The organism is Pseudomonas sp. 20P_3.2_Bac5, assembly GCF_025466035.1.
Taxonomy (GTDB): Bacteria; Pseudomonadota; Gammaproteobacteria; order Pseudomonadales; family Pseudomonadaceae; genus Aquipseudomonas.
Genome location: NZ_JANLOA010000138.1, coordinates 1 through 17,733 on the forward strand (window position 1 = coordinate 1; position 17,733 = coordinate 17,733).

Genomic DNA, 17,733 nt, shown 5'->3' on the forward strand with positions numbered 1-17,733 from the left:
TACTGGGGATTTATTGTTCTTTTTTTGAGGGTTGGGGCTCAAACGCAGCCCCAGAACCCTGCAACCACGGTTTATCTGACCTTCACCACCAGCTTCCCAACCGCCTTGCGCCCCGCCAATTGTTCGATCGCCAACCCGGCCTCGGCCAATGGATAGGTCTTCGACACCAACGGCTTCAACTTGCCCTCGGCAAACCACGCAAACAGTTGCTGGAAGTTCGCTGCGTTGTCCGCCGGCTGGCGCTGGGCGAACGAGCCCCAGAACACGCCGAGCACCGCCGCGCCCTTGAGCAGCACCAGATTGACCGGTAACTCAGGGATTCGCCCGCTGGCAAAGCCCACCACCAGCAACCGGCCGTTCCAGGCCAGGCCGCGCACGGCCTGGTCGAACAGGTCGCCGCCTACCGGGTCGTAGATCACGTCGACGCCCTTGCCGCCGGTCAGGCGTTTGATCTCGTCTTTCAGGCTGCTCTGGCTGTAATCGATCAGATCGTCCGCGCCCGCCGCCTTGGCGATTTCCAGTTTCTCCGCGCTACTGGCCGCAGCGATCACCCGCGCGCCCATGGCCTTGCCGATTTCCACGGCCGCCAGGCCAACGCCGCCAGACGCACCCAGCACCAGCAAGGTTTCGCCGGCCTGCAATTGGCCGCGCTGGCGCAGCGCGTGCATCGAGGTGCCGTAGGTCATGCCGAAGGCCGAGGCAGTGGCGAAGTCCATGCCTTCCGGGATGGGCAGCACGTTGTAGGCCGGCACCGCGACCTGTTCGGCGAAGCTGCCCCAGCCCGTCAGGGCCATGACCCGGTCGCCGACCTTGAACGCGCCGGCATTCTCGCCCGCCGCGGCAACCACCCCGGCGGCCTCGCCACCCGGCGAGAACGGCAGCGGCGGCTGGAACTGGTATTTGCCCTCGATGATCAGGGTGTCCGGGAAGTTGACGCTCGCGGCGTGTACGTCCAGGAGGATTTCATTCTTCTTCGGCGTCGGGCTGGCGACGTCTTCCAGCACCAGATCACGGGCCGGACCATGGGCTTTGCACAACACGGCTTTCATCAGGGCTATTCCTTTGCGGGTGGTGGCCGATAAGTGTAGGTATGCAAGGTGCCGGGTCAACGAGCATGGCCTGGCCTGAATAGGCTGGCATAAGCCCGGGCTTGGGTTTGGCCGGCGCGCTGGGTATGCTGGCGCCAACTGTTTGAGGAGCGAATTCGTGAAAGCGTGGATCTTGATGGTACTGGCGCTGACGCTGCCAGTGGCGGCCATGGCCGAAGAGAAGGAAGCAGCAGCGCCGAAGGTTGCCTATATCAGCCTGTCGCCGCCCCTGGTCGGCAACTACGCCCTCGATGGCGGCCCGCGTCTGCGGGTGTACAAGGCCGATGTTGCGCTGAAGGTCGAAGGCGATGCCGACGCAGCCGCGGTCAAGCACCACGAGCCGCTGATCCGTAACCAGTTGGTGGCGCTGTTCACCCAGCAGAGCCTGGACGGCATGAGCAACGTCGACGCCAAGGAAAAACTGCGTCAGGAAGCCCTCAAGCAGGTCCAGCAGGTGTTGTCCAACGAAGAGGGTCGGCCGGTCGTCGAAGACCTGCTGTTCAACAACCTGATCGTTCAGTAATCACGAGGCCAGGCTGCGGCGGAAACGTGCCAGGGCGATCGCGAAGAACGCCAGGCCGATCGCCGCAAGGGCCAGCAGGTCGGGCCACACCACCGTGATCCCGGCGTCGCGAAACAGAATCGCGGCGCCCAGGCTGACGAAGTGGGTGGACGGCGACAACTGCATCACCCACTGCAACCATTGCGGCATGCTGTCCAGCGGCGTGCTGCCGCCCGAGAGCAACAGCATCGGGATGATCACCGGGATCGCCAGCAAGCCGAACTGCGGCGTCGAGCGCGCCAGCGTAGCGAGAAAAATCCCCAGCGCCGTGCTGGCGAACAGGTACAGCGCCGTCACCCCCAGAAACAGCGGCAGCGAGCCGGCCAACGGCACGCCCAGCGCCCACTTCACCACCACCTCCAGCGACACCCAGGTGCACAGCACCACCACCAGCGCGTTGCTGCCGATCTTGGCGAGCATGATTTCCAGTGCGGTCAGCGGCAGCACCAGCAGGTGATCGAGGGTGCCATGCTCGCGCTCGCGCAGCAGGGCGGTGCCGGTGAGGATGATCGCGAGGATGGTGATGTTGTTGACGATCTGGATCACCGCCAGGAACCAGCCGCCTTCCAGGTTCGGGTTGAACAGCGCGCGGGGCTCCAGCAGCGCCGGGCTGCGGCTGGCGCTGCCGGCGGGGCTGGCGTAATCCAGCAACTCGCGTTCGAAAATCCGCCCGATATAGCCGGCGCCCATGAACGCCTGGCTCATGGCCGTGGCATCGACGTTGATCTGCAGTTCCGGCGAGCGCCCGGCCAGCAGGTCGCTCTGGAAATTCACCGGGATATTGATGACGAAGGTGTACAGGCCGCTGTCCAGGCTGCGGTCGAGCTGGTCGTAGGCCAGCGGCACGGCGGGCTGGAATTCCGGGGGCTGCAGCGCTTCGGTCAGCTTGCGCGAGACCAGGCTCTGGTCCTCATCGACCACCGCGACGCTGGCGTTGTGCACGCCGATCACCGAGCCCGCCGCCGGCATGTAGATCGCCACGCTGAAGGCATAGAGCAGAAACAGCAGCAGAACGCTGTCGTGGCGCAGGCTGGTCAGCTCTTTCAGGCCGAGGCGCAGAATGTGGGCAAGACGCTGCATCAGGCCTCCTGTTTCTTCAGCATCATCAGGCTGAGCCCGGTGAACCCGACGAAGAAGCCGAGCAGCGCCAGGCATTGCGGCCACAGTTCGCGCAGGTCCAGGGCCTTGGTGAAGGTGCCGACGGCGATATCGAGGAAGTAGCCCGCCGGGAACAACTGGCCCATCAGCGCCGCGGAGCCATCGAGGGATGAGCGCGGCACGATCAGCCCGGAGAACTGGATGGTCGGCAGGCTGGTGAGGATCATGGTGCCGAGGATCGCGGCGATCTGGGTGCGGGTGAAGGCCGAGATCAGCAGGCCGAGGCTGGTGGTCGCCAGCAGGTACAGCACCCCGCCGCACGCCAGCGCCAGTGCGCTGCCCTTGAACGGCACGCCGAACAGCCAGCGGTTCATCGCCACCAGCAGCGCCAGGTTCACCAGGCTCACCGCCAGGTACGGCGCCTGTTTGCCGAGCAGGAACTCAAGGCGGGTCAGCGGCGTGGCGTAGAAGTTGGTGATCGAGCCCAGCTCCTTTTCGCGGACGATGCCGAGGGCGGTGAGCATGGCCGGGATGAACGCCAGGATCAGCGCCATGACCCCAGGCCCGATGGCGTTCACGCTGACCACATCCTGGTTGTAGCGAAAGCGCGTCTCCAGCTTCACCGCCGCCTGGCGCGGCTGCGCCGGGCTGCTCAGCGCCGCCAGTTGTTCGAGGTTGGCCTGGTGCACCGCTTCGACATAGTTGCGGCTGGTTTCGGCGCGGAACGGCATGCCGCCGTCGAGCCAGGCTGCGACCACCGGCTGGCGCCCGGCAAGCAGGTCGCGGCCGAAGCCGGGGGGAATCTCCAGGGCCAGCTTGATCTCCGAGCGCTGCAGGCGCTGGTGCAGTTGTCGCGGATCGCGGATTGGCGGCTGCTCGGCAAAGTAGCGCGAGCCACGGAAGGCTTCGAGGTAGGCCCGGCTTTGCGGGCTCTGGTCCTGGTCGTAGACGGCGAAGGCGAGGTTTTCGACATCCAGCGAAATGCCGAAGCCGAAGATCACCATCATGAACAGCGCACCCAGCAGGGCGAACGCCAGGCGCACCTTGTCGCGCAGCAGCTCCTTGCCCTCGCGGCTGGCCACGGCGACCAGCCGGGTCAGGCTGAAACCCCGGCGAGGTGGCGGACTGGCGGGTGCGGCCGGCGTGTCGAGATTGGCTGCTGGCGTCTCGGGCGCGCCGCCCTGGGCTTGTTCCAGGCACGTGACGAAGGCGTCTTCCAAGGTCGCGCCGCCGTACTGCACCTGCAAGGCGGCCGGGGTGTCGCAGGCCAGCACCGAGCCTGCGTGCATCAGCGAGATGCGGTCGCAGCGCAGCGCCTCGTTCATGAAGTGGGTCGAGAGAAAGATGGTCACGCCCTGTTCCCGCGACAGCTCGATCAGCAACCTCCAGAAGTCGTCGCGGGCGGCCGGGTCGACGCCGGAGGTGGGCTCGTCGAGGATCAGCACTTCCGGGCGGTGCAGCACCGCCACGGCCAGCGACAGGCGCTGGCGCAGGCCCAGCGGCAGGGCGCCGGACGGCTGGTCGGCGACGTCGCCGAGGTCGAAGCGCTGGATCAACTCGGCGATGCGCGGCGTGCTGTCGGCGGGTTTCAGGTCGAACAGCCGCGCGTGCAGTTCCAGGTTCTGGCGCACGCTGAGTTCGCCGTACAGCGAGAAACTCTGCGACATGAAGCCGACCCGCTTGCGCGTGGCCAGGTCCTTGGCGTCCACCGGGCGACCGAGCAGGGTGGCGCTGCCTTCGCTGGCCGGCATCAGGCCGGTGAGGACTTTCATGGTGGTGGTCTTGCCGCAGCCGTTGGAGCCGAGGAAGCCGAAAATCTCGCCGCGACCGATGGCGAAGCTGACCTTGTTCACGGCGGTGAAGTCGCCGAAGCGCAGGGTCAGTTCGTGGGCTTCGATGGCGATGCTGGCGTCGCCGGCGTCCCGTGGGGGGATGTGCAGCGGCTCGGCGTTGTGGTGGCTGTCGCCCTGGAAGTAGGTGAAGGCTTCGTCCAGCTTGCCGCTGGGCGTGACGCTGGCCAGTTCATGGCTGGCGCCGGCGCCGATCAGCCGGCCGCGGTCGAGCATCAGGCAGTGTTCGAACTGTTCGGCCTCTTCCATGTAGGCCGTTGCTACCAACAGCGTCAGTTGCGGACGTTGCTGACGCACATGCTCGACCAGCTCCCAGAAGCGCCGCCGCGACAGCGGGTCGACGCCGGTGGTGGGCTCATCGAGGATCAGCAGATCGGGTTCGTGGATCAGCGCGCAGCACAGGCCGAGTTTCTGTTTCATGCCGCCAGACAGCTTGCCCGCCGGGCGCTCGGCGAAGCGGGCGAGGTCGGTGGCCTCCAGCAGCGTGTGCATGCGCGCGTCGCATTCGGCGCGGGACAGGCCGAACAAGGTGGCGAAGAAGCGGATGTTCTCGCTGATCGACAGGTCCGGGTACAGGTTGCCGCCCAGGCCCTGGGGCATGAAGGCGATGCGCGGGTACAGGCTGCTGCGGTGCGAGCGCTTGCCGATCGGGCCGCCGAGCACGTCCAGCTCACCTTGCTGCAGCCGTTTGACCCCGGCGATCAGCCCGAGCAGGCTGGATTTGCCGGCGCCGTCCGGGCCGATCAAGCCGCAGCGGGTGCCGGCGGGCAGGTCGAAGGTGATGTCATGCAGGGCTTCCAGCGCGCCATAGCGGTGACGGATGCCTCGGGCCTGCAGGGCCAGCCCGTTCATTGCAGGTTGGCCGGCCAGTCCACGGTGGCGGTGCGCACATAACCGGCGCCGGGCATGCCGGGCTTGGCCTGGGGCACGGCGTCGGGGGCGGTCAGGCGCAGCTTGACCCGGAATACCAGCTTCTGCCGCTCGTCGCGGGTTTCCACCTGCTTGGGCGTGAACTGGGCCTTGGCCGCGACGAAGCTGATTTTCGCCGGCAGCGCCTGGTCGGGCAGGGCGTCGAGGACGATCCGCGCCTCGTCGCCGATGGTCAGCCGGCCAGCGGTGGAGGCGGGCAGGTAGAGGTTCATGTATTGGTCGCTGGGGTCGATCAGCAGCAGCACTCGGCCACCGGCACCGAGCACTTCGCCCGGTTCGGCCAGGCGCAACTGAATCACGCCGTTGATTGGCGCGCGCAGGCTGCTGTCGTCGATTTCGCTGGTCAGTTGCGCGACCTGGGCCTCGGCCGCGCCAATCGCCGCCTTGATCGCCGCAAGCTGCGCCCGCGCGGCGACCACCGCCGAGTTGCTGGTGTCGAAGCGTGCCTGTTGCTGGTCGAGCAACTGCTGGCTGGCGTATTTGCGCTGGAACATCTCGCGGATGCGCTTCAGCTCCTGGCTGGCGAGCAGTTGTTCGCTCTGGCGCAACTGCACGTTGGCCTGGGCGGCGGCGTAGTTCTCCCGGGCGCGGGCCACTTCGGCTTCGGCCTGGGCGCGCTGGGCTTCGAGGGTGCGGGTATCGATGCGGGCGAGCAACTGGCCGCGGCTGACTTTGTCGCCTTCGTCCACCAGCACTTCGGCGAGGCGCCCGGGCACCTTGCTGGCGATCTGGACTTCGGTGGCTTCGAGCCGCCCGTTGCCCATGGCCAGGCCTTCGGGCAGGCGGTCATGCAAGGATTTCCAGTAGCCCAGGCCACCGGCCGCCAGCAGCAGCGCAATCAGCGCGCCGGCGAAAATCTTGGGGGTGTGTTGACTCATCGACATGGTCCTGCATCCTGCTACATACGCGTCAGATTGTGACGTCCCACCAGCCTTGGTGGTTTGATTCGCGTCAAATGAGCCCCGATCCTACGCCGATCAGCGAAGATTGAGTATTGCCGCCCACTGTTCGGCTGTGACCGGCATCACAGACAGGCGACTGCCTTTCTGCACCAGCGGCAGTTCGGCGAGGGCGGTTTGCAGCTTCAGGTAGCCCAGGCCCAGCACCTTCGGGAAGGTTTCCACATGGGCCACGTCCACCGCGCTCCACGGGTTCTTGTCGGCGTTGGCCTTGGGGTCGTGGTAATGGCTTTGCGGGTCGAGGGCGGTCGGGTCGGGATAGGCCGCGGTGCTGATCCGGGCAATACCGGCGATGCCCGGCTCGGGGCAACTGGAGTGGTAGAAGAAAAACTCGTCGCCCACCGCCATCGCGCGGATGAAATTGCGCGCCTGGTAATTGCGAACCCCGTCCCAGCGCGCCTCGCCGAGGCGGGCGAGGTCCTCGATCGAGAGTTCGTCGGGTTCGGATTTCATCAGCCAGTAGGCCATGGGCTCAGCTCCAGTCAGTCTCTGAAACAACCTGTTGCATCAAACCGACAGCCGGTTGGCGTCAAGGTTTGCTTGTGGACGAGTGTTGTCGGAAAATGCGCCAAATTTTAAGCTTGACGCTGCTGCACGGCCTATAAAAAGAACCGTCGCGGACATCGTGATCAGTTTGCCTTCGGGGGGCAATCGATGAATCGCAAAAAACCGGACCTGCTCTGGATTCTAGTTTTCGTGTTTGGTCTGGGCGTTGTCACGACCGGTTATGCGCAAAGCTTCTGGGAACGCAAAGTTGAAACCGCTTATCAGCAGATGCCGGTGAATCCCGCTCAGCGTTGATGCCGCGGCGCCGTTCAGTGCGCCAGATACCAGCTTTTATCCGATACAGTGCCTTGTAGCGGCACGTCCCAACTGGCTTGCGCCAGGCGTTCCACCTTCTGGCATTCATGGGCCAGCCCCAGCAGCAGGGGTTTTTTCCAGGCCTTGCGCCGGCCTTGATACGCCAGGCTGCGATCATAGAAACCGCCGCCCATTCCGAGGCGCCCCCCCAGCTCATCGAAACCCACCAGCGGCAGCAGGATCAAGTCCAGCGCCCAGACCGGGCGTTGCCGCGCCAGGCGGATGCTCGGCTCGGGGATGCGAAAGCGGTTGGGCCGCAGTTTTTCGCCCTGTTCGAAGCGTTGGAACGCCATCTTGGTTTTCGGCCAGGCATGCAGCACCGGCAGGTAGGTGCGCTTGCCACGGCGTTGGGCCTCGCGCAGCAGCAGGCGCGGGTCGATTTCGCTGTCGTTGGGCAGGTACAGGGCGATGTGGCGAGCGCGACGGAACAGCGGATGCTGCGCCAGTTGCCGATACAGGCCACGGGCGGCCTGACGTTGCTCGGCAGGGCTGAGTGCACGGCGGGCATCGCGAAGCAGGCGGCGGAGTTGGGGGCGGGTAAGCGGCGCGGTGTCGGTCATGGCACGGGCGATCCCTGGGGGCGATCATCACGCGGTGATGTCGCAGGTGCAGGCGCGCAAGGAAGATAAAGGCGCATGCAGGTAGAAACAGGCTCCCCGACGAACCGCTGTCGGTGTAGCCCTTGAACCCGAAAGTTCAAGGTGGAGATTGCAGGGGGCGTTAAGGCTTTCCGTCAAGCGGACATGCACACCGGCCCCAACGTGCAACCCCCGTGGTTGTGCGTATCGGCTCAGGGACATGACCGACTGGCAAGCACTCCAGGGAGTGGGCGGGAGTATACAGAAACTCAGTTGGCTTTTGTATCCGCGTCGTCGATCAGGGCCTGGTCGACGCGGTCGAGCAGCTCGCGTACCTGCTCACGGGTGGCGCCGCCGCTCTGGGCTTCCGGGCGCTCTTGATTGTGCAAAAGGTCGTGGGTGATGTTCAGCGCGGCCATCACGGCGATGCGGTCGGCGCCGATCACTTTGCCGCTGCTGCGGATCTCGCGCATCTTGCCGTCGAGGTAGCGTGCGGCGCTGACCAGATTGCTGCGTTCTTCCTGCGGGCAGATGATCGAATACTCTTTGTCGAGGATCTGCACGGTGACGCTATTGGTAGAACTCATGAGTCTTGCTCCAGGGACTTGAGCCGCGAAATCATCGATTCGACCTTATGTCGCGCGATTTCGTTTTTTTCAATGAGGTGGGCGCGCTCCTCGCGCCAGGATTTCTCCTGCTCGGATAGGAGTGTGTTTTGCCGTTTTAGTTGCTCGACCCGCTCAATCAGCAGTTCGAGTCGGCTCTTCAGCGTTTGCAGCTCATTATCTTGCATTGCTCGCCACTCGATTCGGTCTGACTGTGACTGTCTGGCTACTGCGCCTCATGCGCCGGCATTGCCGCGTCGATGGTCTTGGCGCGCCTGCCGGTGCTAGGATACAAGGCCTTCATTCTAGTCATTGCGCCGTCTGGCGCCTAGTTGCCCATGCCCACTACCAATTCGCCGTACACCGCCTTCGCCAACCTGCTCAACAGCAACGGTCATCCTGTTTCCCCCGCCGAACTGCACGGCCTGTTGCTCGGTCGTAGCTGCGCCGGCGCCGGTTTCGATGTTGACGGCTGGCTGGCCGACGCCGCTCATCTGCTGGAGACCGAACCAGTAGACAACGTCCGCAACGCTTTGATCGGCCTCCAGGAAATGGTCAAGTCCGAACTGACCGGCGAAGACATCGCCATCGTCCTGCTGCTGCCGGGCGATGACCTGCCGCTCACCGAGCGCGCGGCTGCACTGGGCCAATGGTGCCAGGGCTTCCTCAGCGGCTTCGGCTTGAACTCCGGCGGCAAGGACCTCAGCGACGAGGTCAATGAAGTACTGCAGGACCTGAGCGCGATTTCGCAAGTTCAGGACGCACTGGAAGAATCCGAAGACGGCGAAAGCGACTATATGGAAGTGATGGAGTACCTGCGCGTCGCACCGCTGCTGCTCTTCACGGAATTGGCCAAGCCGGTCGCGCCTGCCGCCAAACCTTCCTTGCACTGAGGCCAAACAGGGGTTCCCCGTGGCAACAAACCATATCCCGAAAGCGGAATACGCCCGGCGCCGCAAGGCGCTGATGGCGCAGATGGAACCCAACAGCATCGCCATCCTGCCGGCTGCCGCGGTTGCCATTCGCAACCGTGACGTCGAGCACGTCTATCGCCAGGACAGCGACTTCCAGTACCTCAGCGGTTTTCCCGAGCCCGAGGCGGTGATCGCCCTGATCCCCGGCCGCGAGCACGGCGAGTACGTGCTGTTCTGCCGTGAGCGTAATCCCGAGCGCGAGCAGTGGGACGGCCTGCGCGCCGGCCAGGAAGGTGCGATCCGCGACTTTGCGGCCGACGACGCCTTCCCCATCGCTGATATCGACGACATTCTTCCCGGCCTGATCGAAGGGCGCGATCGCGTCTATTCGGCCATGGGCAGCAATGCCGAGTTCGACCGCCGCCTGATGGAGTGGATCAACGTGATCCGTTCCAAGGCGCGCCTGGGGGCTTCGCCGCCGAACGAATTCGTTGCCCTGGATCATCTGCTGCACGACATGCGCCTGTATAAATCGGCGGCGGAAGTGAAGGTCATGCGCGAAGCCGCGGTGATCTCCTCGCGGGCCCATGTGCGGGCCATGCAGGCCAGCCGTGCCGGCCTTCACGAGTACAGCCTGGAAGCCGAGCTGGACTACGAGTTCCGCAAGGGCGGGGCGAAGATGCCGGCCTACGGGTCGATCGTCGCCGCCGGGCGCAATAGCTGCATCCTGCATTACCAGCAGAACGACGCGCCGCTCAAGGATGGCGACCTGGTGCTGATCGACGCCGGTTGCGAGATCGACTGCTACGCCAGCGACATCACCCGCACCTTCCCGGTCAGCGGGCGTTTCTCGGCGGAACAGAAGGCGATCTACGAACTGGTGCTCAAGGCTCAGGAAGCGGCCTTCGCGGTCATCGCCCCCGGCAAGCACTGGAACCACGCCCACGAGGCGACGGTTCAAGTGATCACCGAAGGGCTGGTGGAACTGGGCCTGCTCAAGGGCGATGTGGCCGAACTGATCGAAACCGAGGCCTACCGGGCCTTCTACATGCACCGGGCCGGACACTGGCTGGGCATGGATGTACATGATGTCGGCGAGTACAAGGTCGGCGGTCAATGGCGCGTGCTCGAACCGGGCATGGCCCTGACGGTCGAACCGGGTATCTACATTGCCGCGGACAACCAGAGCGTCGCCAAGAAGTGGCGCGGTATTGGTGTACGGATCGAGGACGACGTAGTGGTAACCAAGCAAGGCTGTGAAATCCTGACCTCCGGTGTGCCGAAAACGGTCGCCGAAATCGAAGCCCTGATGGCCGCCGCCAGAAGCCAGGCCGCATGAGCCGGGTCAATCTGGCGATCATCGGCGGCGGCCTGGTCGGCGCCAGCCTCGCGCTGGCCCTGCAGGCCGGCGCCAAGGCCCGGGGCTGGAAGATCCTGCTGATCGAACCGTTCGCCCCGGGCGACAGCTACCAGCCCAGTTATGACGCGCGTTCTTCTGCGCTGTCGTTCGGCACCCGGCAGATCTACGAGCGCCTTGACCTGTGGCAAGTCATCAGCCGCCGCGCCGAGCCAATCCGGCAGATCCAGGTGTCCGACCGCGGGCGCTTCGGCGCCACCCGTCTCGACGCGCTGGAAGAAGGCGTTCCGGCGCTGGGCTATGTGGTGGAAAACGCCTGGCTCGGCCAATGCCTGTGGCAGGGCCTCGACCCCGAAGTGGTGAGCTGGCGCTGCCCGGCGGAAGTCACCGCGATGCAGCCATTGGGCGATGGCTATCGGTTGTCGCTCAATGACGACACCGTCCTGGAATGCGACCTGGCCGTGCTCTCCGATGGCGGGCGTTCAGGCCTGCGCGAACAACTGGGCATTCACGTCAGCCAGCGCCCGTACAACCAGAGCGCGCTGATCGCCAACATCACCCCGAGCGAAGCCCACTGCGGCCAGGCCTTCGAGCGCTTCACCGACGAAGGCCCGATGGCCCTGCTGCCGCTGCCGGAAAACCGCTGCGCGCTGGTCTGGACCCGCGCCGGGATGGACGCCAAGCGCCTGGCGGAGCTGGACGAACGGCGCTTCCTCGACGAACTGCAGAGCATCTTCGGTTACCGCCTCGGCGCTCTGCGCCAGGTTGGCGCGCGGCACCTTTATCCGTTGACGCTGGTGGAAGCGCAGGAGCAGGTGCGTCCGCATCTGGTGGTGCTCGGCAACGCCGCCCACAGCCTGCACCCGATCGCCGGGCAGGGTTTCAACCTGTCGCTGCGCGACGTGCAGTCGCTGGCCGATGGCCTGCTTGCCGGCCCCGAAAAACCCGGCGACCTCGGCACGCTGTTGGCCTACCGCGAGCGCCAGCGTCTGGACCAGGACCTGACCGTGGGCTTCTCCGACAAGATCACCCGCCTGTTTGGCACGGCCCAGCCGTTGATCGCCACCGGCCGCAACCTCGGCCTGCTTGGCCTCGATCTGCTGCCCCCGGCCAAGCGCTGGTTCGCCCGCCAGGCCATGGGCCTCGGCACTCGCCCTGACCTTCAAGGCAAGGCATGACCCCTTTTTTCTATTACCCGGAACAGGCTTGAAGCATGGACATGCGCGCGGATCTGTTGATTGTCGGTGCCGGTATGGTCGGCAGCGCTCTGGCCCTGGCCTTGCAGCACAGCGGCCTGGAAATCCTCTTGCTGGACGGTAGCTCCCTGTCCGTCCCGCGCTTCGATGATGCCGCGCCGTTCGAGCCCAGGGTCAGCGCCCTGTCGGCGGCCAGCCAGCGCATTCTCGATCGTCTCGGCGCCTGGCAGGGCATTTCCGAACGGCGTGCCAGCCCTTACTCGGACATGCAGGTCTGGGACGGCAGCGGCACCGGGCAGATCCACTTTTCCGCCGCCAGCGTTCACGCCGATGTGCTGGGCCATATCGTCGAGAACCGGGTGGTTCAGGACGGCCTGCTGGAACGCCTGCACGACAGCGAAATCGGCCTGCTGGCCAATGCCCGCCTGGAACGCATGCGCCGTTCCGGTGACGAGTGGCTGCTGACCCTCGCCGACGGCCGCAACCTGCGGGCACCGCTGGTGATCGCCGCCGACGGCGCCAACTCGGCGGTGCGCCGCCTGACCGGCTGCGAAACCCGCGAATGGGATTACCTGCACCACGCCATCGTCACCAGCGTGCGCTGCGCCGAGCCGCACCAGAACACGGCCTGGCAACGCTTCACCGATGAAGGTCCGCTGGCCTTCCTGCCGCTGCAGCGCGACGGCAAGCAGGATTGGTGCTCGATCGTCTGGTCGACCACGCCCGAGCGGGCGGAAAAACTCATGCCGCTGCCGGACGACGCGTTCTGCGCTGAGCTTGAGCGTGCGTTTGAAGGCCGCCTCGGCGCGGTACTGCAAGCCGACCCGCGCGTCTGCGTGCCGCTGCGCCAGCGTCATGCCAAGCGCTATGTCGCCGAGGGCCTCGCGCTGATCGGCGATGCTGCGCACACCATTCACCCGCTGGCCGGCCAGGGTGTGAACCTGGGCTTTCTCGATGCCGCGGTGCTGGCCGAAGAACTGCTGAAGGCCTACGAGCGCGGCGAGCGACTGGCCGACGTGAAGGTGCTGAGCCGCTTCGAGCGTCGGCGCATGCCGCACAACCTGGCGCTGATGGCCGCGATGGAGGGCTTCGAGCGCTTGTTCCAGGCCGACCCGCTGCCGCTGCGCTGGCTGCGTAACAGTGGCCTGAAATGGGTCGAACAGATGCCCGAGGCCAAGGCATTGTTCGTGCGTCAGGCACTGGGTTTGAGTGGCGATCTGCCGGAACTGGCGAAGGCCTGAAAGGCCCGCAACATCTGGTAACTCCTCGGTGAAGCGTTCGGTTTGTGATGCCAAATGACATTAACTACCATTTGCGCCTCATTTGAATTTCCGAGGAGCGCTACCGATGTCGCCACGCAAGCATTTACTGGCCGCCCTGACCCTCACGCTGTTCGGCGGGGCTGCCCAGGCGGCGGACGAGGTGGTGGTGTACTCCTCGCGCATCGATGAGCTGATCAAGCCGGTATTCGACGCCTACACCGCCAAGACCGGGGTGAAGATCAAGTTCATCACCGACAAGGAAGCCCCGCTGATGCAGCGGATCAAGGCCGAGGGCGAGAACGGCGTGGCCGACCTGCTGCTCACCGTCGACGCCGGCAACCTCTGGCAGGCCGAGCAGATGGGCATCCTCCAGCCGATCAAGTCCGCCGTGATCGACGCCAACATCCCTGCGCAATACCGTGCGTCTTCCCATGACTGGACCGGCCTGAGCCTGCGTGCGCGGACCATCGTCTACTCCACCGACCGGGTCAAACCCGAAGAGCTGAGCACCTACGAGGCGCTGGCCGACAAGCAATGGGAAGGCCGCCTGTGCCTGCGCACGGCGAAGAAGGTCTACAACCAGTCGCTGACCGCCACCATGATCGAAACCCATGGCGCCGAGAAAACCGAAGAGCTGGTCAAGGGCTGGGTCAACAACCTGTCCACCGACGTGTTCTCCGATGACAACGCCGTGATCCATGCCATCGCCGCCGGCCAGTGCGACGTGGGCATCGTCAACACTTACTACTACGGTCGCCTGCATCAGGAAAACCCGAAACTGCCGGTCAAGCTGTTCTGGCCCAACCAGGCTGATCGCGGCGTCCACGTGAACCTGTCGGGCATCGGCCTGACCAAACACGCACCGCACCCGGAAGCCGCCAAGGCGCTGGTCGAGTGGATGACCGGTGAGGAAGCACAGAAGATGTTCGCGGGCATCAACCAGGAATTCCCGGCCAACCCGAACGTCGCGCCGTCCGACGAAGTCGCAGCCTGGGGCAGCTTCAAGGCCGACAGCCTGCCGGTGGAAGTTGCCGGCAAGCGCCAGGCTGAAGCGATTCGCTTGATGGATCGGGCTGGCTGGAACTGAGTTTCACCCCTTATTCTTGCTGCGCCCTCAAGCCCGCCCTGGCATCGCGCCGGGCGGGCTTTTTCATTGACTGCCGCCCGTAGAGACTTTCTCCTTGCCGCACCCCGTCCAACGCCGCTGGTATCCCCTGGTCTACGCCATCGCCGCGCTGGTGATGCTGCCGCTCAGTGTCTTGTTGTTGTCCTGGCAAAGCGTGGACATGCAGATCTGGTCGCACCTGCTCGATACCCAGATGAGCCGCCTGTTGAGCAACACCCTGACGCTGGTGGTTGGCGTTGGTGTGGGCGTCACTCTGCTGGGCGTCAGCCTGGCGTGGCTCACCAGCCTCTGCGAGTTTCCCGGACGGCGCTGGCTGGACTGGGCGCTGATGCTGCCGTTCGCGATTCCCGCCTATGTGCTGGCTTTCGTTTTCGTTGGCTTGCTGGATTTCTCCGGGCCGGTGCAGACGCTGCTGCGCGAGTGGTTCGGGCCGATGCGTCTGCCGCGGGTGCGTTCCACCGGCGGGGTGATCATCGTTCTGGTGCTGGTGTTCTATCCCTACGTCTACCTGCTGGCGCGCACCGCCTTCCTCGCCCAGGGCAAGGGCCTGATGGAAGCGGCGCGGGTCCTCGGGTATTCCCCGCTAAAGGCGTTCTGGCGGGTCGCGTTGCCGATGGCGCGTCCGGCCATCGGTGCGGGCGTGGCACTGGCGCTGATGGAGACGCTGGCTGACTTCGGCGCCGTCTCGGTGTTCAACTTCGACACCTTCACCACGGCGATCTACAAGACCTGGTACGGCTTCTTCAGCCTGTCCAGCGCGGCGCAACTGGCTAGCCTGTTGCTGCTGGCGGTGATCCTCGTGCTCTATGGCGAACACCGCGCCCGTGGTGCGGTGCGCGGCAGCAACGAGCGCCCGCGCGGCAAGGCGCTGTATCACCTGCGTGGGGTCAAGGCGCTGTTAGCCAGTGGCTGGTGCCTGTTGGTGTTCGCCTGCGCCTTCGTCATTCCGGTGCTGCAATTGCTGGCCTGGTTCTGGCAGCGCGGGCGCTTCGACCTCGATGAGCGTTACACCGGACTGATCCTGCACACCCTGTACCTCGGCGCCATGGCCGCGCTGATCACCGTCAGCGCGGCGCTGCTGATGGCTTTCGCCCGCCGCCAGTCCTCGGCACGGGGGATTCGCGTCGGCGTCAGCCTGGCCAACCTCGGCTATGCGTTGCCCGGCTCGGTGCTGGCGGTGGCGATCATGCTGGCGTTCAGTTATCTCGATCGCGAACTGGTGATTCCGCTCTCCGGTTGGCTCGGCGGGGCGGGCAAGCCGTTGTTGCTGGGCAGCCTGTCGGCGTTGTTGCTGGCGTATCTGGTGCGCTTCATTGCCGTGGCCTACGGCCCGCTGGAAAACAGCCTCGGGCGTATCCGTCCATCGTTGCCGGAAGCGGCGCGCAGCCTTGGGGTCAGCGGCCCGGGATTGTTTTTCAAGGTGTATCTCCCGTTGCTGGTGCCAGGCGCGTTGAGCGCGGCGCTGCTGGTGTTCGTCGATGTGCTCAAGGAGATGCCGGCAACCCTGCTGATGCGCCCGTTCGGCTGGGACACGCTGGCGGTGCGGGTTTTCGAGATGACCAGCGAAGGCGAATGGGCGCGGGCGTCGCTGCCGGCGCTGACGCTGGTTCTGGTGGGGCTGCTGCCGGTCATCGGACTGATTCGGCGTTCCGCCCGCCACCCCGGTCAAAGTCGCTGAGGATGTAACCCGGCCGCCTTGCGGATACAATGCGCGGCATTCGCTGCGGCCGGCCATTGGCCGGGTAGCAGGAACGCTGCCGTCTGCCGCAGCTTCGCCACGCCCGGAAGGAGAAACCCATGGGACAGCGTACGCCTCTGTATGACCTGCACTTGGCGCTTGGCGCCAAGATGGTCGATTTTGGCGGTTGGGATATGCCCCTGCATTACGGTTCGCAGGTCGAGGAGCACCATCAAGTGCGTCGCGACTGCGGAGTTTTCGACGTTTCGCATATGACGGTAATCGACCTCAGCGGTGTCGATGCCACCGAATGGCTGCGTCATCTGCTGACCAACGATGTCGCCCGCCTCGGCGAGGTCGGCAAGGCACTCTACAGCACCCTGCTCAATGACGAAGGCGGTGTGATCGACGACCTCATCGTCTATCGCCTGGCCGACGGCTATCGCCTGGTGGTCAACGCCGCGACCCGCGACAAGGACCTGGCCTGGCTCGAAGCGCACAAGAGCGGCTTCGAAGTGCAGTTCCGCGAGCGCCCTGAGCTGGCGATCCTCGCGATCCAGGGCCCGCAGGCGCGGGAGAAGGTTGCCGAGCTGCTCAGTTCCGCACGCGCCGAGCTGATCCGCAACCTCAAGCCTTTCGAAGGGCAATTCGAAGGTGACTGGTTCGTCGCCCGCACCGGCTACACCGGTGAAGACGGTCTGGAAATCATCCTGCCGGCCTTGCAGGCGCCCGCGTTCTTCAACGATCTGGTCGGTGCCGGTATCGCCCCGAGCGGCCTCGGCGCCCGCGACACGCTGCGCCTGGAAGCCGGGATGAACCTGTACGGCAACGATATCGACGAGGCGCATTCACCGCTGACCTCCAACCTCGCCTGGAGCATCGCCTGGGATCCTGCGGGGCGTGATTTCATCGGCCGCCAGGCGCTGGAAGCCGAAAAGGCCCGTGGTATTTCGCAGAAACTCGTCGGCCTGGTGCTGGAAGAGCGGGGTGTATTGCGGGCCCATCAGGTAGTTCGTGTCGCTGAAATTGGCGAAGGTGAGATCACCAGTGGTAGTTTCTCTCCTACGCTGAGCAAGGCAATTGCTCTGGCGCGCCTTCCAATGGCAACCGCCGACCGTGCCGAAGTGGAAATCCGCGGCAAGTGGTACCCGGTGCGGGTGGTCAAGCCGACGTTCGTGCGTCATGGCAGGATCCTGATCTGAATTCATTCCGGCGGGCCGACCGCTGACCTGTTGAGGAAAAACAATTATGAGCAATGTTCCCGCCGACCTGCGTTTTGCCGAAAGCCATGAATGGGCGCGGCTGGAGGCCGATGGCACCGTGACCGTCGGTATCAGTGATCACGCCCAGGAAGCCCTGGGTGACGTGGTATTCGTCGAGCTGGCGGAAGTGGGCAAGGTGTTCGCCCAGGCCGAAGCGGCTGGTGTGGTCGAGTCGGTCAAGGCCGCCTCGGACATCTACGCCCCGGTTGGCGGCGAAGTCATCGCCGTGAACGAAGACCTGGCCGACAGCCCGGAGCAACTGAACGAAAACCCCTACGGCGCGTGGATCTTCAAGCTGAAGCCGTCCAACCCGGCGGAGCTGGACAAGCTGCTGGACGCGGCGGGCTACAAGTCTGCTATCGGCGAGTGATGTTTTTGGGGAGCTGATTGCGCCGAACCGTCGCGAC

Annotated in this window: 18 protein-coding genes and 1 other RNA gene; 10 read left to right on the top strand and 9 right to left on the bottom strand. The window is 65.0% G+C overall.

From position 1 onward, the window contains the following. Window positions 1-71 precede the first annotated feature (71 nt). On the bottom strand, window positions 72-1,049 hold the full coding sequence (locus NTD88_RS28645; protein WP_262153956.1) for an NADPH:quinone oxidoreductase family protein: 978 nt from the start codon (window positions 1,047-1,049) through the stop codon (window positions 72-74). A 157-nt stretch (window positions 1,050-1,206) separates the two neighbouring features. Between NTD88_RS28645 and NTD88_RS28650 the strand changes: the two genes are divergently transcribed. Further along, entirely contained in the window at window positions 1,207-1,611 is a 405-nt protein-coding gene (locus NTD88_RS28650) for a flagellar basal body-associated protein FliL (RefSeq protein WP_095156439.1), read from the top strand. Here NTD88_RS28650 and NTD88_RS28655 read toward each other — a convergent pair whose 3' ends face one another. From NTD88_RS28655 to NTD88_RS28670, 4 genes are all read right to left on the bottom strand, one after another. After that, complete coding sequence (locus tag NTD88_RS28655; RefSeq protein WP_095156438.1) at window positions 1,612-2,730, bottom strand: ABC transporter permease; 1,119 nt, start codon at window positions 2,728-2,730, stop codon at window positions 1,612-1,614. It lies immediately after the preceding gene. Then, window positions 2,730-5,450 (bottom strand): ribosome-associated ATPase/putative transporter RbbA, encoded by a 2,721-nt coding sequence (gene rbbA / locus NTD88_RS28660; protein ID WP_262153955.1) that lies wholly within the window; start codon window positions 5,448-5,450, stop codon window positions 2,730-2,732. The genes NTD88_RS28655 and rbbA overlap by 1 nt, the downstream gene beginning before the upstream one ends. Further along, the gene (locus NTD88_RS28665; protein ID WP_371864290.1) at window positions 5,447-6,412 is read right to left on the bottom strand and encodes an HlyD family secretion protein; all 966 of its coding nucleotides are present in this window, start codon (window positions 6,410-6,412) and stop codon (window positions 5,447-5,449) included. The genes rbbA and NTD88_RS28665 overlap by 4 nt, the downstream gene beginning before the upstream one ends. A gap of 93 nt (window positions 6,413-6,505) precedes the next feature. Next, complete coding sequence (locus NTD88_RS28670; RefSeq protein WP_095156436.1) at window positions 6,506-6,955, bottom strand: EVE domain-containing protein; 450 nt, start codon at window positions 6,953-6,955, stop codon at window positions 6,506-6,508. A gap of 186 nt (window positions 6,956-7,141) precedes the next feature. On the opposite strand from NTD88_RS28670, the gene NTD88_RS28675 reads away from it, so the two are divergent. Continuing rightward, a complete protein-coding gene (locus NTD88_RS28675) occupies window positions 7,142-7,288 on the top strand; it encodes a hypothetical protein (protein ID WP_175652615.1) in 147 nt (48 codons plus the stop codon). Window positions 7,289-7,302: 14 nt separating this feature from the next. On the opposite strand, the gene NTD88_RS28680 is transcribed toward NTD88_RS28675, so the two are convergent. From NTD88_RS28680 to NTD88_RS28695, 4 genes are all read right to left on the bottom strand, one after another. Then, window positions 7,303-7,908, bottom strand: coding sequence for a 5-formyltetrahydrofolate cyclo-ligase (locus NTD88_RS28680; protein WP_175652616.1), 606 nt, complete (start codon window positions 7,906-7,908; stop codon window positions 7,303-7,305). Window positions 7,909-7,997: 89 nt separating this feature from the next. Next, window positions 7,998-8,176: non-coding RNA, 6S RNA (gene ssrS / locus NTD88_RS28685), on the bottom strand. 19 nt (window positions 8,177-8,195) lie between these two features. After that, entirely contained in the window at window positions 8,196-8,513 is a 318-nt protein-coding gene (locus NTD88_RS28690) for a cell division protein ZapA (protein WP_095156434.1), read from the bottom strand. Further along, window positions 8,510-8,719 carry a TIGR02449 family protein gene (locus tag NTD88_RS28695; protein WP_095156433.1) on the bottom strand — a complete coding sequence of 70 codons (210 nt, stop codon included), beginning with the start codon at window positions 8,717-8,719 and terminating at the stop codon, window positions 8,510-8,512. The genes NTD88_RS28690 and NTD88_RS28695 overlap by 4 nt, the downstream gene beginning before the upstream one ends. Before the next feature lie 150 nt (window positions 8,720-8,869). Between NTD88_RS28695 and NTD88_RS28700 the strand changes: the two genes are divergently transcribed. The 8 genes from NTD88_RS28700 to gcvH all read left to right on the top strand — a co-directional run bounded on the left by NTD88_RS28700 (window position 8,870) and on the right by gcvH (window position 17,696). Beyond that, entirely contained in the window at window positions 8,870-9,424 is a 555-nt protein-coding gene (locus NTD88_RS28700; RefSeq protein WP_095156432.1) for a YecA family protein, read from the top strand. 19 nt (window positions 9,425-9,443) lie between these two features. Then, window positions 9,444-10,784, top strand: coding sequence for a Xaa-Pro aminopeptidase (gene pepP / locus NTD88_RS28705; RefSeq protein WP_262153954.1), 1,341 nt, complete (start codon window positions 9,444-9,446; stop codon window positions 10,782-10,784). Continuing rightward, window positions 10,781-11,980 (top strand): 2-octaprenyl-6-methoxyphenyl hydroxylase, encoded by a 1,200-nt coding sequence (ubiH, locus tag NTD88_RS28710; RefSeq protein ID WP_262153953.1) that lies wholly within the window; start codon window positions 10,781-10,783, stop codon window positions 11,978-11,980. Before pepP ends, ubiH begins: the two co-directional genes overlap by 4 nt. Window positions 11,981-12,021: 41 nt before the next feature. Then, on the top strand, window positions 12,022-13,239 hold the full coding sequence (locus NTD88_RS28715; protein WP_262153957.1) for a 2-octaprenyl-3-methyl-6-methoxy-1,4-benzoquinol hydroxylase: 1,218 nt from the start codon (window positions 12,022-12,024) through the stop codon (window positions 13,237-13,239). 106 nt (window positions 13,240-13,345) lie between these two features. After that, a complete protein-coding gene (locus NTD88_RS28720; protein WP_262153952.1) occupies window positions 13,346-14,347 on the top strand; it encodes an extracellular solute-binding protein in 1,002 nt (333 codons plus the stop codon). A gap of 94 nt (window positions 14,348-14,441) precedes the next feature. Further along, the gene (locus NTD88_RS28725; protein ID WP_262153951.1) at window positions 14,442-16,064 is read left to right on the top strand and encodes an ABC transporter permease; all 1,623 of its coding nucleotides are present in this window, start codon (window positions 14,442-14,444) and stop codon (window positions 16,062-16,064) included. 119 nt (window positions 16,065-16,183) lie between these two features. Beyond that, on the top strand, window positions 16,184-17,266 hold the full coding sequence (gcvT, locus tag NTD88_RS28730) for a glycine cleavage system aminomethyltransferase GcvT (protein ID WP_262153950.1): 1,083 nt from the start codon (window positions 16,184-16,186) through the stop codon (window positions 17,264-17,266). A 46-nt stretch (window positions 17,267-17,312) separates the two neighbouring features. After that, the gene (gene gcvH, locus NTD88_RS28735; protein ID WP_095156425.1) at window positions 17,313-17,696 is read left to right on the top strand and encodes a glycine cleavage system protein GcvH; all 384 of its coding nucleotides are present in this window, start codon (window positions 17,313-17,315) and stop codon (window positions 17,694-17,696) included. The last annotated feature ends 37 nt before the right edge of the window (window positions 17,697-17,733 follow it).